General features: G+C 70.4%; 27 protein-coding genes. 18 read left to right on the top strand and 9 right to left on the bottom strand.

Annotation, left to right across the window (positions count from 1 at the left end):
• The first annotated feature begins 20 nt into the window (after positions 1-20).
• From ABZ906_RS19635 to ABZ906_RS19620, 4 genes are all read left to right on the top strand, one after another.
• On the top strand, positions 21-1,448 hold the full coding sequence (locus ABZ906_RS19635) for a cellulose binding domain-containing protein (RefSeq protein ID WP_361187388.1): 1,428 nt from the start codon (positions 21-23) through the stop codon (positions 1,446-1,448).
• 178 nt (positions 1,449-1,626) lie between these two features.
• Entirely contained in the window at positions 1,627-1,977 is a 351-nt protein-coding gene (locus tag ABZ906_RS19630; protein WP_361383968.1) for a hypothetical protein, read from the top strand.
• A gap of 333 nt (positions 1,978-2,310) precedes the next feature.
• A complete protein-coding gene (locus ABZ906_RS19625) occupies positions 2,311-2,544 on the top strand; it encodes a hypothetical protein (RefSeq protein ID WP_361383965.1) in 234 nt (77 codons plus the stop codon).
• Positions 2,545-2,677: 133 nt separating this feature from the next.
• Positions 2,678-2,950, top strand: a complete 273-nt coding sequence (locus ABZ906_RS19620; RefSeq protein WP_361383963.1) for a hypothetical protein — start codon at positions 2,678-2,680, stop codon at positions 2,948-2,950.
• A 965-nt stretch (positions 2,951-3,915) separates the two neighbouring features.
• On the opposite strand, the gene ABZ906_RS19615 is transcribed toward ABZ906_RS19620, so the two are convergent.
• Positions 3,916-5,013, bottom strand: a complete 1,098-nt coding sequence (locus ABZ906_RS19615; protein WP_361384850.1) for a MerR family transcriptional regulator — start codon at positions 5,011-5,013, stop codon at positions 3,916-3,918.
• Between the two features lie 237 nt (positions 5,014-5,250).
• On the opposite strand from ABZ906_RS19615, the gene ABZ906_RS19610 reads away from it, so the two are divergent.
• The 5 genes from ABZ906_RS19610 (at position 5,251) to ABZ906_RS19590 (ending at position 8,866) form a co-directional block, all read left to right on the top strand.
• A complete protein-coding gene (locus ABZ906_RS19610) occupies positions 5,251-6,015 on the top strand; it encodes a GNAT family N-acetyltransferase (protein WP_361384847.1) in 765 nt (254 codons plus the stop codon).
• Positions 6,016-6,119: 104 nt separating this feature from the next.
• Positions 6,120-6,362 (top strand): hypothetical protein, encoded by a 243-nt coding sequence (locus tag ABZ906_RS19605; protein ID WP_361383960.1) that lies wholly within the window; start codon positions 6,120-6,122, stop codon positions 6,360-6,362.
• 59 nt (positions 6,363-6,421) lie between these two features.
• Positions 6,422-7,225, top strand: a complete 804-nt coding sequence (locus ABZ906_RS19600) for an alpha/beta hydrolase (RefSeq protein ID WP_361383958.1) — start codon at positions 6,422-6,424, stop codon at positions 7,223-7,225.
• Entirely contained in the window at positions 7,222-8,502 is a 1,281-nt protein-coding gene (locus tag ABZ906_RS19595; protein WP_361383956.1) for a SpoIIE family protein phosphatase, read from the top strand. The genes ABZ906_RS19600 and ABZ906_RS19595 overlap by 4 nt, the downstream gene beginning before the upstream one ends.
• Position 8,503: 1 nt before the next feature.
• The gene (locus tag ABZ906_RS19590) at positions 8,504-8,866 is read left to right on the top strand and encodes an STAS domain-containing protein (RefSeq protein ID WP_361383953.1); all 363 of its coding nucleotides are present in this window, start codon (positions 8,504-8,506) and stop codon (positions 8,864-8,866) included.
• A gap of 84 nt (positions 8,867-8,950) precedes the next feature.
• Here ABZ906_RS19590 and ABZ906_RS19585 read toward each other — a convergent pair whose 3' ends face one another.
• A complete protein-coding gene (locus ABZ906_RS19585) occupies positions 8,951-9,079 on the bottom strand; it encodes an LPFR motif small protein (protein WP_361383950.1) in 129 nt (42 codons plus the stop codon).
• A gap of 127 nt (positions 9,080-9,206) precedes the next feature.
• Positions 9,207-10,046: a helix-turn-helix transcriptional regulator gene (locus tag ABZ906_RS19580; RefSeq protein WP_361383947.1), complete on the bottom strand. Its 840-nt coding sequence runs from the start codon at positions 10,044-10,046 to the stop codon at positions 9,207-9,209.
• 162 nt (positions 10,047-10,208) lie between these two features.
• On the opposite strand from ABZ906_RS19580, the gene ABZ906_RS19575 reads away from it, so the two are divergent.
• From ABZ906_RS19575 to ABZ906_RS19560, 4 genes are all read left to right on the top strand, one after another.
• Positions 10,209-11,153 (top strand): SDR family oxidoreductase, encoded by a 945-nt coding sequence (locus ABZ906_RS19575; protein WP_361383944.1) that lies wholly within the window; start codon positions 10,209-10,211, stop codon positions 11,151-11,153.
• A gap of 85 nt (positions 11,154-11,238) precedes the next feature.
• A complete protein-coding gene (locus ABZ906_RS19570; RefSeq protein WP_361383942.1) occupies positions 11,239-11,664 on the top strand; it encodes a hypothetical protein in 426 nt (141 codons plus the stop codon).
• Positions 11,665-11,850: 186 nt separating this feature from the next.
• Positions 11,851-12,387, top strand: coding sequence for a hypothetical protein (locus tag ABZ906_RS19565; protein WP_361187409.1), 537 nt, complete (start codon positions 11,851-11,853; stop codon positions 12,385-12,387).
• A 194-nt stretch (positions 12,388-12,581) separates the two neighbouring features.
• Positions 12,582-12,959: an STAS domain-containing protein gene (locus tag ABZ906_RS19560; RefSeq protein WP_361383939.1), complete on the top strand. Its 378-nt coding sequence runs from the start codon at positions 12,582-12,584 to the stop codon at positions 12,957-12,959.
• Positions 12,960-13,033: 74 nt separating this feature from the next.
• Here ABZ906_RS19560 and ABZ906_RS19555 read toward each other — a convergent pair whose 3' ends face one another.
• The 5 genes from ABZ906_RS19555 to ABZ906_RS19535 form a co-directional block, all read right to left on the bottom strand.
• Positions 13,034-14,062: an MASE1 domain-containing protein gene (locus ABZ906_RS19555; protein ID WP_361383936.1), complete on the bottom strand. Its 1,029-nt coding sequence runs from the start codon at positions 14,060-14,062 to the stop codon at positions 13,034-13,036.
• Positions 14,063-14,178: 116 nt separating this feature from the next.
• On the bottom strand, positions 14,179-15,006 hold the full coding sequence (locus ABZ906_RS19550; protein ID WP_361383933.1) for a PP2C family protein-serine/threonine phosphatase: 828 nt from the start codon (positions 15,004-15,006) through the stop codon (positions 14,179-14,181).
• Between the two features lie 160 nt (positions 15,007-15,166).
• Entirely contained in the window at positions 15,167-16,060 is an 894-nt protein-coding gene (locus ABZ906_RS19545) for an NAD-dependent protein deacetylase (protein WP_361383930.1), read from the bottom strand.
• Between the two features lie 117 nt (positions 16,061-16,177).
• Positions 16,178-16,855, bottom strand: coding sequence for a response regulator transcription factor (locus ABZ906_RS19540; protein ID WP_361383927.1), 678 nt, complete (start codon positions 16,853-16,855; stop codon positions 16,178-16,180).
• Positions 16,856-18,055, bottom strand: a complete 1,200-nt coding sequence (locus ABZ906_RS19535) for a histidine kinase (RefSeq protein WP_361383924.1) — start codon at positions 18,053-18,055, stop codon at positions 16,856-16,858. It abuts the gene before it with no gap.
• Positions 18,056-18,265: 210 nt separating this feature from the next.
• Between ABZ906_RS19535 and ABZ906_RS19530 the strand changes: the two genes are divergently transcribed.
• Complete coding sequence (locus ABZ906_RS19530) at positions 18,266-18,541, top strand: hypothetical protein (protein WP_361383921.1); 276 nt, start codon at positions 18,266-18,268, stop codon at positions 18,539-18,541.
• A gap of 125 nt (positions 18,542-18,666) precedes the next feature.
• Entirely contained in the window at positions 18,667-19,320 is a 654-nt protein-coding gene (locus ABZ906_RS19525) for a hypothetical protein (protein WP_361383918.1), read from the top strand.
• 37 nt (positions 19,321-19,357) lie between these two features.
• Here the strand turns inward: ABZ906_RS19525 and ABZ906_RS19520 are convergent, their stop codons facing one another.
• The gene (locus ABZ906_RS19520; protein WP_361383915.1) at positions 19,358-20,113 is read right to left on the bottom strand and encodes a peptidoglycan-binding protein; all 756 of its coding nucleotides are present in this window, start codon (positions 20,111-20,113) and stop codon (positions 19,358-19,360) included.
• A 460-nt stretch (positions 20,114-20,573) separates the two neighbouring features.
• Between ABZ906_RS19520 and cseB the strand changes: the two genes are divergently transcribed.
• The 3 genes from cseB to ABZ906_RS19505 all read left to right on the top strand — a co-directional run bounded on the left by cseB (position 20,574) and on the right by ABZ906_RS19505 (position 23,538).
• Entirely contained in the window at positions 20,574-21,314 is a 741-nt protein-coding gene (cseB, locus tag ABZ906_RS19515) for a two-component system response regulator CseB (protein WP_361383912.1), read from the top strand.
• Positions 21,315-21,319: 5 nt separating this feature from the next.
• A complete protein-coding gene (locus ABZ906_RS19510) occupies positions 21,320-22,636 on the top strand; it encodes a HAMP domain-containing sensor histidine kinase (RefSeq protein WP_361383909.1) in 1,317 nt (438 codons plus the stop codon).
• Between the two features lie 140 nt (positions 22,637-22,776).
• Positions 22,777-23,538, top strand: coding sequence for an ABC transporter ATP-binding protein (locus ABZ906_RS19505; protein WP_361384844.1), 762 nt, complete (start codon positions 22,777-22,779; stop codon positions 23,536-23,538).
• The last annotated feature ends 65 nt before the right edge of the window (positions 23,539-23,603 follow it).

Below are 23,603 nucleotides of genomic sequence, written 5' to 3'. Positions count from 1 at the left end.
TTCCGGAGAGGAACACCCCCATGAGGAAACTCGCCAAGAGCCGTATCCGCGCGGCAGCGGCCGCCGCGCTCACCGTGGCCCTGAGCTGCACCGCGCTGGCAGCCTCGCCCGCCTCCGCCGGCACCACCGCGGCCGGCGGGCTGGTCGTCCAGTACCGCACGAGCGCGTCAGGCGGCACCGCCGACCAGAGCGAACCCTGGCTCAAAGTACGCAACACCGGCAGCTCCGCCGTGCAGTTGAGCGACGTCAAGGTGCGCTACTACTTCAAGGCCGATTCCGCCTCCGCCTCCTACCGGTTCGCCTGTTCCTGGGCGGTGAAGGGCTGCTCCAACATCACCGGCACCTTCGGCACGCTCGCCAACCCCACCGCCACGGCCGACCGCTATCTGGAGATCTCCTTCACCTCCGGTGCGGGGAGCCTGGCGCCGGGTGCGGACACCGGGGACATGCAACTGCGCTTCCACCAGGCCAACTGGCAGCCGGTGCGGCAGAGCGACGACTACTCCTTCGGCCAGGAGCGCTCCGCCTACGGTGACTGGCCGCGCGTCACGGCGCACCAGGGCGGAACGACGACCTGGGGCGAGGCCCCCGGGGGCAACGACCCGACCGACCCCACGGACCCCACCGACCCGCCTGCCGACGGGCCCACGCTGTTCGACGACTTCAACTACAGCGGCCACACCGACCCGAAGATCGCCGCACACGGCTGGAACGTCCGCTCGAACTCCGGCGGCCCCGGTGTGCCCGGCGCGACCTGGTCCCCGGAGAACGTCACCTTCCCCTCCCAGAACGGCAACTCGGTGATGAACCTGGAGACCTCCACCGCCGGGACGGCCGCGTCCACCAAGCAGACGGAACTCCTCACCCAGGCCATGAAGTTCCGCAACGGGACCTACGCGGCCCGCGTGAAGTTCAGCGACGCACCGCGGTCCGGTCCCGACGGCGACCGCCTCGTCCAGACGTTCTTCACCATCAACGACCTCAAGGCGCCGATGGCCGACGACTACGCGGAATACGACTTCGAGTACCTGCCCAACGGCGGCTGGGGCGAACCGGCCAACATCCTCTACACCACCTCCTGGGAGACCTACCGCCCCGACCCGTGGGAGGCCGTCAACCAGCACAGCGAGGCCCGACAGAGCTATGCCGGCTGGCACGACCTGGTGGTGACCATCGACAACAACGCCATCACCTACTACGTCGACGGCCAGCACTTCGGCACGCACGGGGCCGCCTATCTGCCCGAGCGGCCCATGTCCATCAACTTCAACCAGTGGCTGATCGACCTCGCAGGCCAGACCAGCACCACACCGCGCTCCTACGACCAGCAGGTGGACTACGTGCTGCACGTCAAGGACCAGGTCCTGACCCCCGCCCAGGTGAGCACGCTGGTGGGCGACTACCGCGCGGCCGGCACGACGTTCGAGGACACGGTGCCGGGCGCCTGACGGGCCGCCGACCGCTGCGGCCCGTACGCAGCGGCCGGCGCCCGGACCGCTCGTAGGGGACCATCGCGGCGGCGGCACGATCCGCCGCCGCGATGGCGGGCATCTGAGTCGTCGGCATCCGAGCGGCGGGCATCTGAGTACGCGTACGGATGTGGCGGGCTGCGGTTGGGTCTGGTGCATGACACAGAACGCCCCGGACGAGCCTGCCCGGCTGGCCTGGATCGGCCCGCTGCTCTCCACCCTGCTGACCCTGCCGGCAGCCTTCGTCGCCTTTGCCTTCGCCGCGCTCTCCCCCATGGCCTGCGACTCCTGCACCGACGCGCAGTCGGCTCTGTTCGACCCCAGCTACGACACCGCCTTCACCGTCTTCCAGTTCGGTCTCACGGTCCCCGCGGCGCTGCTGCTCTCCGCGTGGGCCCTGCCGTGGCAGCAGCGCCTCGCCGCCCGGCGCGCACTGCTGGCCGTCCTCGCCCCGGTCTCGGTACTCGCTCTCTACCTGCTGTTCGCCGGACTCGTCGACTGGCCCTGACCACGACAGGCGACACGGCCGTCTGACTTTGGCGTCCTCGGCGAGGGCGCCGAGCATTGCGCCGGGCGCACTCCATGGCGGTGCGGAGTCCCGTGTGCTCCGACACCTGCTCAGCCAGGTGGCCGGATGAGCTTGCGTGAAACTCATTCTGGTAACTACTTGCACATGAGCAATAACACCCAGTCATCGTCTGGGCGTCGCCTCTCCGCCCCACGACTGCGCCGCGGCACCAGGTTCGCGATTGCGGCAGCCCTCATCACCGCAGCCTGCCCCGACACCTCATCAGCACAGGGAGCACCGGCCTCCGTTGCGGACCAGTGCACGGGCAAGCCCGTGAGGTCGAGCCCTGAGCACGTGGTCGACCTCCGGACAGGGCCGGCCTTCTCCTCCCCGCTGGTCACCCGTATGCCGCCGAACACGTTGCTCACGGAGAACACCTGCTACGTCAAGGGCGAGCGCTACGGGCCGTTGTGCAACCAGGTGGCCGGCTACGACGGATGGGCGTCAGTGACCATGCTCGACGGCCGTGCCGGCTACGCCCCGGACGTCTGCATCTATCTCCGATGACGGCCGTCGGTTGTCGGCTGAGGCAACCAACTTCACCCTCGAAACGATTGGGAGTCCCCCGATGCACTTTCGCGCTCGCCGAGCTCACTTGCGTGCCTGCTTCGCAGTCGCTGCGACTGTCTGCACCCTGACCATGTTCACTTCACCCGCACGCGCGGGCGAGGTCGCAGGCCACCTGCTGCTCACTTGGCCCGGAGGCCAGGAGACCCGCACGGACGTCAACTACGCCTGCTACGAAGTGCAGCCCGCCGGCAACACGACCATCTCGAACGGCCTTGTCCGGGCCAAAATCACGGTCTGGAAGGGGCCTGACTGCTACGGGGGTTATTACGATAAGGAGGTGCATCGGGACGAAACGCACACGTACCCGCACGCGGCCTCCTATCAGGTCCTGCCCTCGCGCTAGGGATTACGTCAAGAATGCCGTCACCAGCCGCAAACGGCTCTTGGCGCCATAGCTTGTTCTGCTGTACCAGGACGGGAAGCAAAGCTTCCCGTCCTGGAGAGTTCGTCAACACGCCCCACAGCCGTCGCCGACTCATGCCCGGCAAGGTCGCCCACCGCCTCCGCACCACCGAACTGGAGTCCGCTCAGCCACCGCCGCACCACGTGGCACATCCGAGCATGGCCGGATAAAGACGGCCATTCGAATACAGTCCCGCCTTTGGGGCACTCGGGAAAAACTTAACAGCGGTTGCCAGGAGAGGAGTTGAGCGTGGTGAACTGCCCCTCATGCGGAGGAACGGTCCAGCAGGGGCCGGACGGCTCGTGGGCCTGCGGACAGTGCGGCCCTGTCTCCGGCTCGACGCCGGGCGTGTGGTCAGGGTCGGGACCGTGACCTCCGATCGGCCCCACACGCCAGCCGTGAACTTCCTGGAGTCCCAGGGGATCACGACAACGGACTGTCGCGGCTGCGGTACCCAGATATCGGGCATCAGCGGACGCTACGCCTGCGGCGTGTGCGGCTGGACGAATCCGTGGGGCGAGGGACACCAGGATCTGCCGGCTGGTGATGACGATCCGGACTGTCCTGCACACGCACCGGCCACCTGAACACTCTGCGGGTACAAGGCGTGGGGACAGAGCAAGGCCTGCGATACCGGAGCAGGCTGCGGCAGACACCGCCAGTTCGAGCCATGTATGTGCGGGTACTCCCCGCCACTGGGACGCGGATGGGACACGGAACGGACCGCTGTCACCGACGTGCTGTCCTCGATGCAGCAGGCGGGGAAGCATTGGACAACCTCCCCAGGTGGCACACGCTTCCCCGCCTACGGCGCGTGGGGTACCCCGCGCGCCGTGGTCCATGCGGCGTTTCTCATCCCTGCTTGATCCCGCCTTCATTTCCGCGCCGGGCCCCTGCGACCCAAGTCAGGCCACGAGCAGGCGCAGGCCGAGATCTGCCGCGTCGAGGCCGGCAAGGCCGCTGTTGCGCTCGGCCCACCGGCCGGAGTCGAGGTCGTCGCTGAGGCTGCGCACCGCCCGCTGCTCGGTCCGCGGCCCGACTCTTGTCCATACCGACGCCGCACGGCGCACATGTTCTTCCAGGTATGCCGCAGGGCGGCGCCAGTACGCCTCGAACAGGCCGTCGGCGCAGTCCCACGGGATGGGTACCGGCTCCGTACGTGCGCCGATCGCGTCGGCCATCCCGGCGAGCGAGGGGAAGTCGGCCAGAATCGAGGCGAACTCGGGCAGGTAGTCGCGGGTCAGCCAGAACCGGTCCTGCCATCCGGGCTCGTCGGTGTCGAAGGTGAGCACCACCACCCGTCGGGCCACGCGCCGCATCTCGCGCAGCCCCGCGAGCGGATCGCCCCAGTGGTGCACGGTGGACACGGCCATCGCGACGTCGAAGGACCCGTCGTCGAACGGCAGGATCTCCGCGCCTGCGGCCACGCACGGCGCCGAGCCGGCAGGCCGCTGGCCGCGCATGACCACCGATGGCTCCACCGCGGTGACGTGGCGGTCGGCAGGCTCGTAGGAGCCGGTGCCTGCCCCCACGTTCAGCACCGTCCGCGCGTCCCCGAGCGCGTCCCAGATCTGTGCGGCGATCCGCGGTTCGGTGCGCCGTGTCGCGGTGTAGGCGCCGCCGATCGCGTCGTACAGCCGTGCGCCGAGCATCCCCAGTTGTGCCTCCGGTGTCACCGGCAGCCCCTTCGCTCGTGACTCGAGTTCCCTGTCGATGGCCGCCGCCATGGCGTCGGCGCGATCGCGCCGCTCCAGCAGCAGGCCGCGCAGTCGGCGCAGATGGGCGACCGCGTCGGTGGCGGGATCGCCGACCAGTTCCGCGACCTCCCGCAGCCCGAAACCCAGCCGCCGGTAGGCCAGCACCTCCCGCAGCCGCTCCACGTCGTCGGCCGCATAGGTCCGGTACCCGGCCGCGGTCCGCCCCGAAGGCCGGACCAGCCCGATCTCGTCATAGTGATGCAACGTGCGGACGCTCACGCCGGCCAGGCCGGCCACGCGTCCCACGGTCCAGTGATCTTCCACGGCACCGACTATGCGGCCTCACGCCACGTGAGGGTCAACGGCTCCTCCCTCCACCATCGGCACAGCAGCACCGCGCAGGACGGCTGGAGGACTCGCAGACACGGAGGACTCGCAGACACGGAAAAAGCACCTGCGAGTCCTCCGGCCGACATGCTGGAATGGATCATCATGAAGCCCATCGATTTCCCGTCGGTCAGTGAATCCGACCTCCCGCTCGCGATGGAACAGAATCTCGCCGAGCACGCCTGCCACCTGCACCGGAACCTCAAGAACGCGTCCGTCACCGAGACCGGCGACCTGCTGATCGCCGACAGCGGCCTCGCCGACGACACCTTCAACATCGTCGCGGCGGCCCGCTTCGCTCCGGACACTGCTCCGACCCGCGCCGCGGAGACGACCCGGACCTTGGCCGCCACCGGCCGCCCCTTCTCCTGGTGGGTGGGCCCCGCCTCCACACCGGCCGATCTTGCCGAGTGCCTCGAGGCCGCCGGCCTGGAGGCCTCGGAGACCGAGACGGGCATGCGGAAGGATCTGCACGGTCCGCTCCCCGAGGCACACGTCGACGGCCTGGAGATCCGTCAGGTGAGCACTCCGGAGCAGCTCGCCGACTACGCCACGGTCCTCGCGGCGAACTGGGACCCGCCCGCGGCCACGGTGCGCCGGTTCTTCGCCGACGCCGCCGATTCGGCGCTCGCCGCCGACTGCCCCGCCCGCTATCTGGTCGGCTACGTCGACGGCCGTCCCGTCTGCTCGGCCGAGGTCTTCCTGCACGCGGGTGTCGCCGGGATCTACAACATCGCCACGCTCGCCACCGACCGACGCCGCGGTTATGGCGGCGCCATCACCCTGGCCACCCTGCACACCGCGCGCGACGCGGGCTACGAGACCGCGGTGCTGCAGGCATCCGCCGACGGAGAGCCCGTCTACCGCCGCCTCGGTTTCACCGCCTGTGGCCATTTCACCGAGTACGCCATCACCCCCTGATCTGCCCGAACACGGCTTGACGCGACGCGCTTCAGGCATGGGTGGTCCGCGTGAACCATCCGACTGGCCCGGGAGATTCCCCGCGAACGGGGTACATGATCGGCATGCAGACTCACAGCTATACCGTTCTGGCCGTCGAGGGCGGCGGCTCGCTGGTCTTCATCCTGGTGGGCGTCGCCGTGGTGATCGGCCTGCTCGCCATGTTCGTCAGCGGACGCCGCCGCGCGGCCCGGCGCAGGCCTTCCACCCCCGCCCGACATGCCACCCCTGCCAGCGGCGAAGCCCAGCGTGGAACCACCTGGCAGACCCCCGACGACGACCCCGATCAGGGACACCCCCACCCCTGACATCCCGCGCGCGCCGGGCCCCTGCTTCGGCCGGCAAGGCCGGTGGGAGACTGGCGCACATGGATATCCGCTACAGGAACAACGTCACTGTCACCGGTCCCGCGGACGGGCCGGTGCTCCTGCTGGCGCACGGCTTCGGTTGCGACCAGAACATGTGGCGCCTGATCGCCCCCACTCTTGCGGAGGGCTACCGCGTGGTGCTCTTCGACTACGTGGGTTCGGGCGAGGCGGATCCTTCGGCCTGGGACGAGCGGCGTTACAGCTCGCTGGAGGGCTACGCGCTCGATGCGCTGGAGGTGTGCGAGGAACTGGACCTGCGGGATGTGACCTTCGTGGGGCATTCGGTCAGCGCCATGGTCGGGGTGCTGGCGGCCGCGAAGGCTCCGCAACGCATCTCCCGCCTGGTGATGGTCGCCCCCTCGCCCCGCTATATCGACGACGACGGCTATCGGGGCGGGTTCAGCGCCGAGGACATCCAGGAACTGCTGGAATCACTGGAGTCGAACTACCTGGGCTGGTCGGCGACGATGGCCCCGGTCATCATGGCCAACGCCGACCGCCCGGAGCTGGGCCGGGAGCTGACCACCTCGTTCTGCTCGACCGACCCGGACATGGCGCGGGTGTTCGCCCGCACCACGTTCCTGTCCGACAGCCGGGACGACCTCAAAACAGTCACGGTGCCGACCCTGATCCTGGACTGCAATCAGGACGTGATCGCTCCCCGCGAGGTCGGCGCCTACGTCCACTCGGCGATTCCCGGCAGCCGCCTGGTGACGCTGAAGGCGACGGGCCACTGCCCTCAGCTGAGCGCGCCCGGAGCCACCGTCGAGGCAGTCACCGAATTCCTCGCGACGGCCTCATGATGTGCCGCACCGACCAGATGTCCGGGCCGGGCGAAGAACGCGACGCGCACGCCACCGACGCGGTGTTCACCTCGCTGCTGGAAGACAGCGCCGAGGAGCTGTACGAACAGGCGCCGTGCGGGTATCTGTCGACCCTGATGGACGGCACCATCGCGAAAATCAACGCCACTTTGCTCGACTGGCTGGGTTTGCGGGGGCCGCAGGTGGTGGGCCGGATGCGGTTCACCGATCTGCTCACCGTGGGCGGCAAGCTCTACCACGAGACGCACTTCGCGCCCTTGTTGCAGATGAAGGGTGAGGCCAGCGGCATCGCCTTCGACATCAAGACTGCCGCGGGCGAGCGGATCCCGGTCCTTGTCACCTCCAAGGTGAAACTGAGCCAGGAGGGCGAGCCGCTGCTGATCCGCACCACGGTCTTCGACGCGCGCGACCGCCGCGCCTACGAGGCCGAGTTGCTGCGCGGCCGCCAGGCGGCAGAGGAAGCACGCCGGCAGGCCGAGGCCGACCGCGCACGGCTCCAAGAGGCCCTCGCCGTCCTCCAGCAGAGCCTGCTGCCCTCCGCGCTGCCGGAAGTTCCGGGACTGGAGGCCGGCTCTTACTACCACACGGCCTCCCCCGATCTGCTGGGCGGAGACTTCTACGATCTGTTCCCGCTGGATGCCAAACGCTGGGCGTTCTTCCTCGGCGATGTGTGCGGCAAGGGCCCGCAAGCGGCCGCCGTCACCTCCCTGACCCGCTACACGCTGCGCGCCGCCGCGCTGCACGACCCCGACCCGGTGACCGTGCTGTCCACCTTGAACAGGGTGCTGAACGAGCGCTCGAGCGGCGATACGCGCTACTGCACGGCCGTATTCGGCGTCCTGGAACGCGGCGATGACCAGGTCGGCGTGCAGCTGGCTTCCGGCGGACATCCCTCGGCGCTGATCCAGCGCGCGGACGGCAGCGCGGAGTACCTGCCGACTCCGGGCGGGATGCTCATCGGCGTCCTGCCCCGGGCCCAGTTCACCGCTGCCCGTACCGAGCTGCGACCTGGCGACACCCTGCTCCTGTACACCGACGGCCTGACCGAAGCGCGTACCGGCCCCCAGCGCGAGCTGTACGGCGAGGAAGCGCTGCGCGCCTTCACCACCGCCCTGCCGGCCGCGGGCCCGCAAGCCCTGATCACGGCCCTGACCGGGCTCCTCGCCGGCTTCGGCGAGGGACTCGACGACGACACCGCACTGCTTGCCCTCGGTATGCCGCCGACTTCTGTTCCCGCCCCCGACAGTGAAATCTGAGATGACCCCGCTGACGATCACCTCCCGCGACGCCGCCACCGGACCCGTACTGGAGATCACCGGTGACCTCGACTACACGACCGCGCCCGAACTGCGTCACGACCTCGACCGCCTGAACCTGGCCGCGGGACAGCAGCTGGTCCTTGACCTGACCGGCCTGGCATTCTGCGATTCCAGCGGCATCAGCGCTCTGTTGGCGGCCCGGAGCCGGGCCATCGAGCTCGACGCCACCGTCGCCCTGGCCGCGGTGCCCGCCAACACCGCCCGTATCCTGCGTATCGTCGGCCTGGACCAAGTGTTCGCCATCTATCCCGACGCCGCGGCGGCCGTTGCCCGCGATTTCCCCGGGCACCGATCTGCCTAGTAGTCCAGACTCGGGCGCGCTCGAGGAGACCGCCGAGGCCTCGGCGGTCTCCTCGAGGGCACTGCAGGTGTTGCCGTCCGGGCGTCAGTGGCGTCCGTGGGCGCTGGCCGAAGCACCGCCGAAGAGGCGCGCGACAGCACGAAACGGAAGCGTGACGACCGTGGCGATGGCTCCACCGATGGCTCGCATTACGTCTGCGATGGCCCTGAGCATGTCGAGACCTCCCAGCGAGATCTAGCCTTCCTGCATCACGAGCTGTGTACTCCTGTGCAAGCTGTCGGCCACCGGGTGCCCATGAACCAGGGGCAGAAACGTCTCGCGGACCGGGGCAAGGGGCCTCTCAGCGCAGCGCCTGCGCTCCTATGACGGACAGCAACTGCAGCTTCTCGTAGCTCTCGGTGCCGGGGACGGCGGTGTAGACGAGCAAGAAGTGCGGCTGGTCCGGATCGAGCAGCGTCTGGCAGGTCAGTTCCAGTGCGCCGAGTTCGGGGTGGATGAAGCGCTTCACCTCGTGGGGGCGGATGCCGACCTCGTGGTTGTTCCACACCTCGCGGAACTCGTCGCTGTGCGCGAGCAACAGCTCGGCGTAGTGGGCGGCACGCGATCCGGGGCCCCGCAGGGTGACCACCCCGCGCAGTCCCGAGACGAACATGCGGGTGAGGAACGGATGGTCCTCGGGGGCGTAGAGCTGTCGCGTGGCGGGGTCGGTGAACCAGCGGTAGCCGATGCTGCGGGCCGGGCCGCTGTAGAGGGTCAGGTCGCCGGTGAGCGCGATGCCGAGCGGGGTCTGCCGCAGCGTCTCGCCGAGCTCGGTGACGATCTCCGCGGGAGTGTCGTGCAGGCGGTCGAGGATGCGCAGCAGGCCGGGGCTGATGTGCCGGCTGTCCGCGCCCCGCGAGGGCGCGGTGTGTCCGGCCAGCCGGAACAGGTGGTCGCGCTCGTCGAGGGAGAGATGGAGGCCTTGCGCGATGGAGGCGATCATCTGCTCGGACGGGTGGGGTCCGCGCTCCCGCTCGAGCCGCGCGTAGTAGTCGGTCGACATGTGGCAGAGCGCGGCCGCTTCCTCGCGCCGCAGCCCGCTTGTCCTGCGGCGCTGTCCGCGCGGCAGGCCGACGTCCTCGGGTTGCAGCGACTCCCGGCGGTGCCGGAGGAACTCCGCAAGACCGGTCCGATCGATCACTGTGCGCGCCTCTCTCCGTGCATGCCTCCTTCGATGCTCCTTTCTACCGCCCCGGCAGCTCGCCATCCACGGACTGTCGATCCCCCCTTCAGCAGTTGCGTCCGCAACGGCGCCGTCCGAGGCTCGGTGACACAAGCAACGACACAACCCGGGAGTGGGCTCATGCCACGCACACCGATCGACATCGATGTTCCTGACCTGGCCGGCAGGCGCGCCGTCGTCACCGGAGCAAGCGACGGCATCGGGCTCGGCCTGGCCACCCGGCTCGCCGCGGCCGGGGCCGAAGTGCTCCTGCCCGTGCGCAACCCGCGCAAGGGCGAGGCGGCGATCTCCACGATCCGTCGGTCGGCCCCCGGTGCGGACGTGTCGCTGCGCGAGCTCGACCTGTCCTCACTCACCTCCGTGGCAGCCCTCGGCAAGGGGCTGGTGGATGAGGGCCGGCCGATCCACATCCTCATCAATAACGCCGGTGTCATGACCCCGCCCGACCGGCAGTCGACGGCCGATGGGTTCGAGCTGCAGTTCGGCACCAACCACCTCGGCCATTTCGCGCTGGTGGCGCATCTGCTGCCGCTGCTGCGCTCCGGCCAGGCGCGCGTGACCTCGCAGATCAGCGTCGCTGCGAACCAAGGCGCCATCAACTGGGACGACTTGAATTGGGAGCGCGCCTACGACGGCATGAAGGCTTACAGCCAGTCGAAGATCGCCTTCGGGCTCTTCGGCCTCGAACTCGACCGGCGCAGCCGGAGCAACGGCTGGGGCATCACCAGCAATCTCTCCCATCCCGGGGTGGCTCCGACGAGCCTGCTCGCCGCTCGTCCCGAGGTCGGACGCAGCCAGGACACCCGGAGCGTGCGCATGATCCGGGCTCTGTCGGCCCGCGGCATCCTCGTCGGGACGGTCCACACCGCACAACTCCCCGCCCTGTACGCCGCCACCTCGCCCGATGCCAGGCACGGCGGGTTCTACGGGCCCCGCGGTCTCGGGCATATCGGCGGCCCTCCCGGCGAGCAGAAGCTCTACTCGCGCCTTCGCGGCACCGAGGACGCCCAGCGCATCTGGCAGGCCTCCGAAGAGCTGACGAAGGTCGCCTTCCCCACCGGCTGAGGCAAGACGCGGGCACAGGCCCGCACGGCGGTGCGCTAGCTTTCGGCGCATGCGAAGACTTGGAGCAGGCTTTCGACCGGGCGCCGTGATGCTGGCGCTGGGGCTGTTGCTTGTGGGGTTGCCGGCTGCCTGCTTCCTGACTTCCTACGGCTGCGGCGAGGAGGAGGACCGCCTGGCCGAGGCTTTGGCCGGCGAGGCGGTCCTTGACTCGGTGCCGGAGGGAGCGGACCGGGAGGATCGGTACCGCGAATGCGACGACGACGATCGATTCGTGGTCGTGGGGACGCGATACCGGCACGGCGACTCAGCGGATGGTGTCCTGCGGCATTACGAGGCGGCCGCCTCGGCCGCTGGTTGGCGGCCACGCGCCGCGAAGGGAGGCAACACGGTGCCCGGTTGCTTCACCAAGCCGGTGGGAGGCACGACCGCCTACCTCACCGTCGAGGGACCGGACGACGGCCGGCTCCATGTGGAGATCATCGCCGACCGCGCCGGTTCACCGTGGTGTTGAGAGAGGGGGCCGCCTCGCCGGACTGATGCCACCCGGCCGCGGAAGTGAGCGGCGTATGCCCGAAGGAGTGTTTGACCACAGCCAACTGCTCGGGCGGTCATCGGGATTCGCCGGAGGTCAAGGGCGTCGGGCGTCTACTGTTTGGATACGCCGTACTGCCCGTCGCGGCCGCCCGAGGAGGACCCTGTGCCATCGCCCTGCGACCCCGCGCACGCTCCCGTCGGTGATGTGGGAACCGCGCTGATGATCATCGACTCCCGGCTCAAGGGCATCCACGACGGCAAGACCGGGACCAGCCCCGAACAGCAGGCGATGGTCGACCAGTTCGCCAAGTCACTGGGCCCGCAGGGAGTCCTTGAGGTGCTGGACGGCGCCTGCACCCTCATCTACATGTTCATGACGTGGCTGCGGAAGACCCACGAGGAGCACGACAAGGACGTCATCGAGTACGTGGTGCCCAACCTCGTGGCCACGATGCGCATGATGCCCAAGAGCGTCCGCCCCGAGGCCATCCCCACCATGACCGGCCTCGTCATCGCCGCGGGCACCGGTCTGAGCCCCAGCCTGTGGCGCAAGCAGTACGGGGACTGGACCGAGGCGGAGATGACCCCACTGGAAGTCACCGCCTTCCTGCTCGCCGAGCACATCAACCGCATCGCCGACGACCCCGACTTCGCCACCCGCATCATCACCGAAGCCCTGTCGAGCGCGGACCAGGACTGACGACTGACGCACAGCAGTCGCGACACCCCGCACTGCCGCCGCCGCGAGCCCTTGCGGCACACGACGGACGAAAAGGTGACGCAGTGATGCAGGCAGCCGGTCCTTTCGCAGTCAAGTCCGCAGGAATTGGGGTGCCCCATGCGCACGCGGCCCGCATATGACAGGGTCGACAAATGTTTCCCTACGACAACACATTGCAGCTTCGTCCGGAGGGACGGATCATCGTGGTCGCGCTGCACCATGAGATCGATCTCCAGAGCGCGGACGCCGTCACCGACGCCTTCCGCCGCGCCTGCACCCACGGCGACACCGACGCCACCCTGCTCGACCTCGCCGCACTCACCTTCGCCGACAGCACCCTGCTCGCGCTGATCCTCCAGACGAGGGCCGAACACGAACAGGCGCAACGCCCTCTCGTCCTGTCCGGCCCCCTCCAGACGCCCGTGCAGCGCCTGCTCGAACTCACCGGCGCCCTCAGCGTCCTGCCACTGGCCGGCACCCGCGAACAGGGACTGCGGCAACTGCACACGCTCCTCGACACCGCCACCTCTCCCCGCACATCACAGCCCTGACGGGCTGCCGCCTCCGCGGGCCCGACTCGGGTGCCCTCGCGAACGTCCCGCCGCTCTCCTCGGCCCGCGGGCCCTCACCCGTCCCGTGGGCGCTCCAGCGCCGGTGCCGTGTCGTCGGCGCCGACGTGCGCGGTGTGGCCGGTGGGCAGGTCGGGCGGGGTCTCGCCCGCGGCGAGGTGCTCCAGTACCTCGGCGAGTTCCCGGCAGGCGTTCTGCACCGATCGCCGCAGGGCGCGCTGCTCGGCGACCATGGCGGACAGCAGCAGCGCCGTCAGCGCGGTGGCGCCGTTGAAGGCCTGGAGTTTGGTCATCACCTCGATGGCCGACAGGTTGCGAAAGGCGCCTTGCTGCCTACTCGCCTCGAAGGTCGTCAGCACCGAGGCGAACAGCGCGCACAACATGCTCCCCGCCAGCTGGAAGCGCAGCGCCACCCAGATGAGCAGCGGGAAGACGAGGAAGAGCAGGCTCAAGGAGCCGACCACGGACAGCGGCACGACGATCAGGGTCGCCAGGCCCAGGACCAGCATCTCCTTCCAGCGCCTCAGCCGCAGCGGCCCCGCGGCTCCCACCAGCACCAGCAGCAGCGGAGTGACCAGCAGGACGCCCATCGCATCGCCCACCCACCAGGCCAGCCACACGGACCAGAATTCCACCGTGTCCAGGCGGCCGGTCACCACCTGCAGCCCGACCCCGGCGGTGGCGCTGATCAGCATGGCTCCGAGCCCGCCGATGAAGACCAGGGCGAGGCCGTCCCGCAGACGTGAGATCCCGATGCGGAAACCGGCCCTGCGCAGCATCAGATAGGCGCAGAGCGGGGCGAGGGTGTTGCCCGCCACGGTGATCATCGTGGCGGGCTGCGGGGTGGTGAGGGAGGCGATGAGGAGGAAGGAGCCCACGGCGATACCGGGCCAGACGGCCGATCCGTAGACAAGGAGTGCGGCCACGGCGACGCCGGTGGGCGGCCAGATGGGGGTGACGATGACGCCTTCGACGGTGAGCCGGCCGAGCAGGCCAAGGCGCCCGGCCACGTAGTAGCAGGCGGCCACGGCCAGTGTCTTGAGGACTACCTCCAAGGGCAGCCGGAACCGCCGAGTCACCACCACAGAGCCATCAGACACCCGGCGGGCCGTTTCGGCCACGCGAAGGCCGCCCGGTCCAGGTCCGGGCGTCCGCGATGCGCGGGAGCGGGCTTCCCCGTCGTCGGCGCGCGGTCGACGCGCTACAGAGCGGCGCCGCTGTCGTGGCCGAGGATCAGGACGGCGGCGTCGTCCTCGTGCCCCACCGTGTCGGCAAGGCGCATGACACCGTTCGCCAGCGAGTTGATGCCGAGGCCTGCGGCCGTGGTGATCTCGGCGAGGCGCATCACCCGCCGCAGGCCTTCGTCCAGGCTCAGTGACGGCCCCTCCACCACTCCGTCGGTCAGCAGGACGACGACGCCGTCCGTGGTGAGCCGGTGGCACACCACGGGGTACTCGGCGCCTTCGAGTACGCCGAGCGGGGGTCCGCACTCCCCTTCGTCGATTCCGGACCGGCCGTCGGCGGTGGCCCAGATGTGGGGGATGTGGCCGGCCCGGGCGCACTCCAGGACGCCGGTGACCGGATCGAGGCGCAGAAACGTGCAGGTCGCGAAGAGGTCGGCGCCCAGGGAGATCAGGAGCTCGTTGGTGCGCGTGAGCAGCTCTCCCGGGTCGCCCGTGACGGAGGCCAGCGCCCGCAGTCCCACCCGGACCTGTCCCATGAACGCGGCGGCCTTGATGTTGTGCCCCTGCACGTCGCCGATGGACAGGCCGATACGGCCGTCGGGCATGGTGAAGGCGTCGTACCAGTCTCCGCCGACGTTGAGCCCGTGGTTGGCGGGCATGTAGCCCACGGCGAGCCGGACGCCGGCAGGCTGCGGAAGGTCGTGGGGCAGCATGCCGCGCTGCAGTGCCACGGCCAGCTCGACCCGGGAGCGCTGCATCGCCGCGAGCTCCCGGGCGCGGGCCGTCAGGGCCCCGAGCCTGCCCAGCAGCTCGTCACCGTCGTCGGCGGTCTGCGTACGGAACATCGATCGCCCCGGTTCCGCGAGAACACCCCGCATCAGTTCAGCTGTCTTCCGTCTTCCGTCATCTGCGTCGCCGGCACAACGCCGCGATCAAGTCTGCCCGCAGATGACGGCGGTCGCACCCTGTCACGTCTCCCCCGGCGTACCGGCCTCAGGGACAGCGTCAGGGACACACCTGCGCCACCAGGGCGGCCAGCGCCTCCCCCAGGGGCAGGTCGACCCGCTCGGTGGCCCAGCGGTCGCCCCGGGTCGGGCCCTGGTTGACGATCAGTACCGGTGTGCCGGACTGCGCCGCCTGGCGCACGAAACGCAGCCCGGACATGACGGTGAGCGAGGAGCCGAGCACGAGGAGGACGGCGGCCTGCCCGACGAGCTCCCGGCACGCCGCGACCCGCTCGGGGGGCACGTTCTCGCCGAAGAAGACGACGTCCGGCTTGAGGACGCCATGGCCGCAGGCCGCGCACGTCGCCACCCGGAACTCGCGCACCGCCTCGTCGGGCAGGTCCACGTCACCGTCCGGATTGACCCGCGCCGCGCGGTAGCGCTCGGCGGCGGCCTCGAACCCCGGATTGGCGTCCCGCAGCCGCTGGTCGAGCTCCGCGCGGGTGCTTTCCTGACCGCAGGCCAGGCAGATCACCCGGCTCAGGCTGCCGTGGAGCTCAATGACGTCCCTGGCTCCGGCCGACTGCTGCAGCCCGTCCACGTTCTGGGTGATCACGCCGGTGACCAGGCCTGCTTCGGCCAGGGCGGTCACGGCCCGGTGCCCGGCGTTGGGACTCGCACGCTTCATGGCCCGCCATCCCAGCTGGCTGCGCGCCCAGTACCGCTGCCGTGCGTGATCGGAGCCGATGAATTCCTGGTAGGTCATGGGGGTGTGCCGGCGCAGGGAGCCGTGCTCCCCGCGGTAGTCAGGGATGCCCGACTCGGTGGAAAGACCGGCACCGCTCAGCACCGCGACCCCGCCGCCGCGCACCGCCTCGACGACAGCCGTGAGGTCGGTCGAGGCCGGCAGCAGGCCGCCCGTGGGCTCCCAGGTCAGCGTGGGTCGCGTCCGCATACGTGCCAGCTTACGTTTCGGGCGCCCGCGTACCGCGATCACACCGATATCCGCGCCCGTCCCGCCGGACGCCCGGCGAAAGCGCGCGCGGCCGCTGCGGGACCACGGGGAGCGGGATCACTGCTCCGCGTCGCGGACCAGGAGGGCGATCTGGACCCGGTTGTCCACGGCCAGTTTGGAGAACAGGTTGCTGGTGTGGGCCTTTACGGTCGCGATGCTGATGTGGAGCCTCTGGGCGATCTCGGGGTTGCCGAGGCCGTCCCCGATGGCCCGGGCGGTTTCGCGTTCGCGTTCGGTCAGCGTGGCCAGCCGTGTCTGTGCGGCTTCGCGGGAGGTTTCGCGGACGTGAGAGGACTGCGGCCCGGTGGCTGCGGCGATCACGCGTGCCGCGGCCGCCGGAGACAGCACGGGCTCGCCGTCCGCGACGGTGCGCACCGCGTCCAGGATCTGCGCCGGTCGCGTGTCCTTGAGGACGAATCCCAGGGCTCCGGCCTGCAGCGCGCCGAGCACCAGGTCGTCGGAGTCGAAGGTCGTCAGCATGAGCACCCGGGGCGGTGCCGCGCGGGTGAGCAGCTCCTGGGTCGCGCTGAGTCCGTCTCGTCCGGGCATCCGCACGTCCATCAGGACGACGTCCGGCCGGTGTTCGTCCACCACGGTGATCGCGGCGTTCCCGTCGGCCGCCTCCGCGACGACGGTCAGGTCCGGTTCGCCGTCGATTACAAGGCGCAGCGCCATGCGCACCAGTTCCTCGTCGTCGACGATGACCACACGCACCGGCTGCCGCTCGCTGTGCACTCAGGTTCTCTTTTCGTGGGTGGGGTTGGGCCAGGGTAGTTGCGCGGTGAGGAGATAGCCGTGGCCGGGTGTGGGGTGATGACGGAGCTTTCCGCCGGCCAGGCCCACGCGTTCGGTGAGGCCGAGCAGGCCGAAGCCCGATGTCGGGTGCTGTCGCACGGCGCTGGGGGTGCCCGGCGCACGGGCGGCCGGGGAATTGCGGACGCTGACGTCGAGTTGGCTGCCCGCCGATCCTTCGAGGGTGACGTGCACAGGTGCGCCCGGAGCATGTTTGGCGGCGTTGGTCAGTCCCTCCTGGACCACGCGGTAGCAGGTCCGCCCGACGACGTCGGACGGGGTTTCGCCGACGGTGGTGATGAGCGTGACGTCCAGGCCGGACGCGCGGGCGTCGGCCACCAGGTCGGGGATCCCGTCCAGGGAGGGCTGGGGTGGTTCGGGGTGGCCCGGTTCGGCGCGGAGCACCCCCAGGACATCGCGGAGTTCTTCGAGGGCTTGGTGGGAGCCCTCGGCGATGCCGCGGACCAGTACCCGGTTCTCCTCGGCGCTGAGATTGCTGCGGTGGTCGAGGACTCCGGCCTGCATGGCGACCAGGGAGATGCGGTGCGCGAGCACGTCGTGCATCTCGCGGGCGATGCGGTTGCGTTCCTGGGCCCGGGTCTGGGCCGCCCGTGCGGTCTGTTCGCGTTCCGCGCTCTCCGCCCGCTCCCGCAGGGACCGCACTTCGACACGGCGCGCGCCGATGGCCATGCCCACGGCCACCGCGATGCCGGCGGTCAGTGCCGGCATCGTGAGCTGGATCCACCACGTGCCCGGCGGGCTCTCGACGGGATAGACCTGGACGGCGAACTGTGCCGAGGCCACGTAGGCCAGCGCGACGACCCCGATCTCCACGGGGCGACGGCGGGTGGCGATCGAGCCGAGCGCCACGAGCCCGGCGCCGGCGGCCAGTGCCGACGCGGTCGAGGCGATCGTGACGGTCATGGCGACGGCGAGCGGGAAGCGCCGGCGCCACACCAGCGCCAGCAGACAGCCAAGAGCCACCAGCGGGTCGCCGAAGTGGAACCAGGGTCCGGGGTCATCCCCTTGCTTGTGCAGCAGCACACCGGTGTAGAGCCAGGCCGGGATGCCCACTGCCGCGGCTGCCGTCAGCCGCCAGGTCTGCTGCCACCACCCGAGCCGTGGCGCGACGTCCTTGTTCACCAGGCCATTGTGTCCGACCCCCGAGGCGGGTGAATCAGACCCGGGGGTGATGCCCTTTAGACCAGAGTCCAATGTCGGCCCCGCCAGGGGTTGAAGACGTCGCGGGCCTCCGGGTCGATGTGCCCGCGTCGCGCCACGGACAGACTCGTTCATGTGCCGAGACAACAGACAACGCGACCGACGGGACGCGACACGAGAGGGAGGGGCTCGATGGGCAAGGCCGGCTTCGCGGCCCTCGAGGCGGCCGGCCTGGCGATCACCGCCCTGGCCGCGCAAGCGGTGATCCGCGGACTACTCGACCAGGACACCGAGTTGCTGTGGGGCACCGTCAGCCGAGCCCCCGGCGGCCATACCGGCCAGCTGGTCCTCCTCGGATTCATCGCGCTCGTCGCGGCGGTGTCCGGCGGCTGGGCGCACGTCCGCCGGGAGCCGCACCCCCTGCCGGACGGTGACACGCGGGAACTCCGCGGCCGAGGAGTGGCCTGACCCGCTCCGGGCCGCCGCCTTATAGCCCCACCCCACACGCCCGACGGACCGGTAGCAGGCACGTGCCTGCCGCCGCGGGCTCTCGCCTGCGCGGCCGAGCCCGCCAAGTAGCCGGAGGAGAGGACATGTTGAAGGAGTTCCGGCGCCGTCGCGCCGCGCAGCGGGTCAAGCCCGGGGACGGCCGGCCACTGAAGCGTTTCCGCTGGTGGCAGATGACCTTCCGCGCACTGTTCTATCTCCGGCTCCCCACCGACGACGGGCGGCAGACCATCTACGCCGTCGACGTCAAGCACGCGGGGAACAGCTCGACCGGCGTCGTCGAAGCCCACCTGTACCGCGACGGCAGGCAGCACGCCCAGTCCAAGCTCCCGGCCTTCTTCCCGGTCCCGGGCGGCACCGTCGAAGTCAGGGGGAGCGCCTTCGGGCTCAAGCGCTGCCACTACGTCACCGCCAAGGGGACCGAGCACCAACTCGCCCCGGATCGCGACTCCGCCGAGGGCCGCCGCGCGCACCTCGACGGCGCGCACCCGGCACTGAGCCGCGTGATCGGCTTCATCTCCTCGGTGATGCTCGTCATCGCCCTGGCGCTCCTCTTCTCCCAGCTCATCGAGCCGATCACGGAGGTGGAGCCCGTTGCCCGGCGTATCGGGACCTTCACCCCGCCCGTCCGTCTGCCGCTCTGGGCCAACATCATGGTGGGGTTCGGTGCCGCGATGGCCAGCACGGAGCGGGCCCTGCGGCTGCGCTACCACTGGCTGCTCGACGGCGGCGTGGGCTGACGCCCGCTGCTCGACGGTGTCGGCACCGGGGTCTGGGTCATATGGCCGCGGTGCTGATGGCGGTGCGGGTGCGCGGGCCGTAGACGCCGAGGGGTTCGTCGATGGCCTGTGCCTGTTGTATGCGCGCGACCGCGGCCGCGACGTCGTGGCTGTAGTAGCCGTCCACGGGGCCCGTGTAGAGGCGCAGTCGGCCCAGCTGTTCCTGCAACTGCCGTACCGGGGCGCCCGTGCTGCCCGGGCGCAGCACGCCGGGTGCGCTCGCGGCCGCCGGATGCGCGCGGGCGGGTGGCGTGTCGTGCCCGGTGTCCTTCGGGGAGCTCGGGTGGGGTGTGGGCTTGCCCGGCGCGGGAGTCTTCTTGTCGGGTGCGGGCGGGGAGGCGTGGCGGGGAGCTTCCGGTTGTCGCGGGGGCGGTGCGGCATGCGGGCTGGTGGGGGCCGGGCGGCTGTGGGACTGGGCCAGGAGCCCGGCGGTGAGGACGAGCAGGGCCGCGGACGCGTAGCCGTACGAGAGCGGCGGGATGATCCGTCTGGATCTGGTCGCGCCGTGGCGGGCATGGGCTTGGGGGCGCCGCCGGCGGCGTGCGGGGGCAGCCGCGCGGTGGCGGCCCTTTTCCTCTTTGCCTGCGGTGGGTGTCGCGCTCGCGGGTGCCGCGTGCGCCGGCCCGTCCGCCGGGCGCGTGGCCCCGAACGCCGTGCGCCGACGTCGATCCGACGTACGGCCTGAGGTCTGCGTCAGATAGGAGGAAAGCGCCGGGTACATGGACGGGTCTGGGACGGTTGCTTGGAAACTCACATGATCGAACGTAGAGGTCCGATCGTCCCCGATCCCCCGGTCAAGGCCCGGAACCGTGATCCTTAAGGCTGCGTTGAAGGTCGACTCAGGACCGGATAAGTACCAGCGCCCCGCGCGCCTGCCCGGGCGGTCGAACCGGCCCCGGTGCGCACGGCCCGCGCTGCGTGCCGTCCCGGCGGGGTTTGTATCCACCGGGTATCGAAGAGCGCTCGGCCGGCCATCGGTTCGCGGCGCGCCGCTGCCGGACGCACCAGCCGCGAGATCCGGCACACGGACCCCATCGCGTCCTCCTGACCTACCGGTTTCAAGGTGGCACAGGGGGCAGGGGTGCGACACATGACCGGCGGGCGGTGCGGGCCTCGCGTCCGGTGACTGCCATATCGTTCCTTTCAGGTCACCGGCCGCCCAAGGCATGGGCGGCCGGCGCCCCCTGAACCGCCCGAACAGGAGTGATCCACCCGTGTCGTCGCCCAACCCGGCTCCTGCTGCCCCGCAGCCCGTGCGCGTGCTGCTGGTGGAGGACGACGATCTGATGCGCCGGTCCTTCGCCGTGGCCCTGGAGCGTTACGGCTACGCGGTCGAGGTCGCGGCCGACGGGCTCGCGGGGCTCGAGCTCTTCCGTGAGGAGAGCTTCGACCTGTTGATCCTGGACGTGATGCTGCCCGGTCTGGACGGGATCGGGCTGTGCCGCAAGGTCCGCGAGAGCAGCTTGGTGCCGGTCTTGATGATGTCGGCGCGCGGCGACGGACTCGATGTCGTCGCCGGTCTGGAGGGCGGCGCGGACGACTACGTGGTCAAGCCCGTGGACACCTACGTCCTGGTGGCCCGCATCCGCTCCCTGCTGCGCCGGGCCACCTACGCGCCCGCCCACGAACCCGGCCCGGCGGCGAGCGAGGGGACACCGCACGCCGAGGGGCGGGTGCTGGTCTTCGGGGATCTGACCATCGACACCGGTGCCCTGGAGGTGGAGGTGTCCGGGCGGCCGGTGGCGCTCACCCCCACTGAACTGAAGCTGCTCCTGGAGTTCGCCGCCCACCCCGGCATCGTGCTGGAGCGCCACACGCTGCTGCGCAACGTCTGGGAGTACGGCTGGGACGGCGACAGCCGGGTCGTGGACCTGTGCGTGCAGCGTCTGCGCGGCAAGCTGGGACGGGATCGCATCGAGACGGTCCGCGGTTTCGGCTACAAACTCAGGCGTTGAGGCCCGTGCGATCACCCTCGTTCCGCGGGCCGCGGCCGGCCCGGTTGGCCCTGCGCTGGAAGATCACCGCGCTGGCCGCGGCCACGGCCTGTCTGGTCGCGGCCGTGGTGGGCGTACTGGTGCATCTGTGGACCGCGCAGGACATCCGCAACCGGGCCGAAGCCAGCGCCTCGAACACCGTGTACTCCGCGATGGACACCTACCGGCGCACCCACACGCTGGCGAACGGCGCCGAACTGGACCCGGACGACCTGCCGGCCGCACTGCGGCACCCGGCCGACGGCGAACGGCACACGGCGTTCGATCCACGCGTCGAGAACAACCTGGGGCCCAGTGTCTGGGGCGCTCAGCGGGTGGGCGGCCCGGGCAGCCGGGTGCTGGCCGTCCGCATCAACATGAGCTCCGAACTGCACGAACTGCGGCGGCTCGACGCCGTCATGGCGGTGGCCTCACTGCTGGCGCTGGCCGCGGCCGTCCCCCTGGCCATCTACGGGGCGGGGCTGCTCGGCCGCCGGCTGCGGCGCGTATCGGAGACCGCAGGGCGGATCTCCGCCGGGGATCTGGACGCCAGGACCGGCCCCGCCAGGGGCCGCGACGAGGTGGACGACATCGCCGCCACCGTCGATCTCATGGCCGACAGTCTGGCCCGGCAGCTTCGCTCCGAGCGCCGTTTCACCGCGGACGTGGCCCACGAACTGCGCACCCCGGTCGGCGGTCTGCTGGCCGCCGCCGATCTGCTGCCCGCCGGTGAGACGGAGGACCTCCTGCGGGCCAGGGTGCACGATCTGCGCGGCCTGGTCGAGGACCTCCTGGAGGTCTCGCGCCTGGACGCGGGCGCCGAACAACCGGTGCGCGCCCACGTCCCGCTCGGCGCGGTCGTCCGCGAGGCAGTGGTGCGCACCGGCCTCGACACCGAAGTCACCACCGCCGACGATCCCCCGGCCGCTGTCCCCCGGGGTCGAGAGGCCCGGACGGTGGAGACCGATCCGCGCCGTCTGGAACGCATCATCGGCAACCTCGTCGTCAACGCCCACCGGCACGGCAGGGCTCCGGTGCAGGTCACCGTCGAAGGGCACACCGTCGTCGTACGCGACCACGGGCCCGGCTTTCCCCCCGACGTCCTGCGGGAGGGGCCGCGGCGTTTCCACACGGGCGCGGCGGAGCGCGGATCGGGGCACGGCCTGGGGCTGACCATCGCCCTGGGCCAGGCCCGGCTCCTCGGCGCCGAACTGCGCCTGGAGAACGCAGCGGACGGCGGCGCCGTCGCCACCTTGCACCTGCCCGCACCCACCGCCTCGCGCCCACGACTGCCGCACCTTTGAGCGGCCACTGATACAACACGGCTCAGGCACCGACACACTCCCCGGACACCCTTCGACGTGCACCTTCCGCACCGAAGAGGAGTCGTCCCGTGACCGCCGGACCCTTTGCCCCACACGGATCTGCCCCGCACGGATCTGCCCTGCATGAACCGCACGCGACCACCGGGATCGCGGCCGCCACCACCGACCTGTCGAAGGTCTACGGCAGCGGCGACACCCGTGTGATGGCCCTGGACCGGGTCAGCATCGCCTTCCGGGAGGGCGAGTTCACCGCCATCATGGGCCCGTCGGGCTCCGGCAAGTCCACCCTGATGCACTGCGCCGCCGGACTCGACTCCGTCAGCTCCGGCTCCGTACGCATCGGCACGACCGAACTGAGCACACTGGACGATCGCCGGCTGACGGAGCTGCGCCGGGACCGGATCGGTTTCATCTTCCAGGCGTTCAATCTGCTGCCGACCCTGACGGCCCTGGAGAACATCACGCTGCCGCTGAGCATCGCGGGCCGCCGCCCCGACGAACAGTGGCTGCGGCGCGTCCTGTCCATGGTCGGCCTCGCGGAGCGGCTCGGCCATCGCCCCGGGCAGCTGTCCGGCGGGCAGCAGCAGCGCGTGGCGGTGGCCCGCGCCCTGGCCTCCCGGCCGGCGATCGTCTTCGGCGACGAGCCCACCGGCAACCTCGACTCACGGGCCGGGGCCGAGGTGCTCGGCTTCCTGCGTGATTCGGTGCGCGAGCTGGGCCAGAGCGTCGTCGTGGTCACCCACGACCCGGTGGCCGCAAGCTACGCGGACCGCGTGGTCTTCCTGGCCGACGGCCGCCTCGTCGACGAGATGACCGACCCCACTCCCGAGCGGGTCCTGGACTTGATGAAGACGCTCGATTCCGGCCCGCGCACCAGCTGACGCGCCTTCACCCCGGCCGACCGCACCAGGACTCCCCGGCCCGCACCCCACCAGCCCGCCGCTCG

This window comes from Streptomyces sp. NPDC046925 (genome assembly GCF_040644915.1).
In the GTDB taxonomy this organism is placed as follows: domain Bacteria; phylum Actinomycetota; class Actinomycetes; order Streptomycetales; family Streptomycetaceae; genus Streptomyces.
Note: the sequence above shows the minus strand (reverse complement) of the source record. Positions and strands in the feature narration are given on the sequence as shown.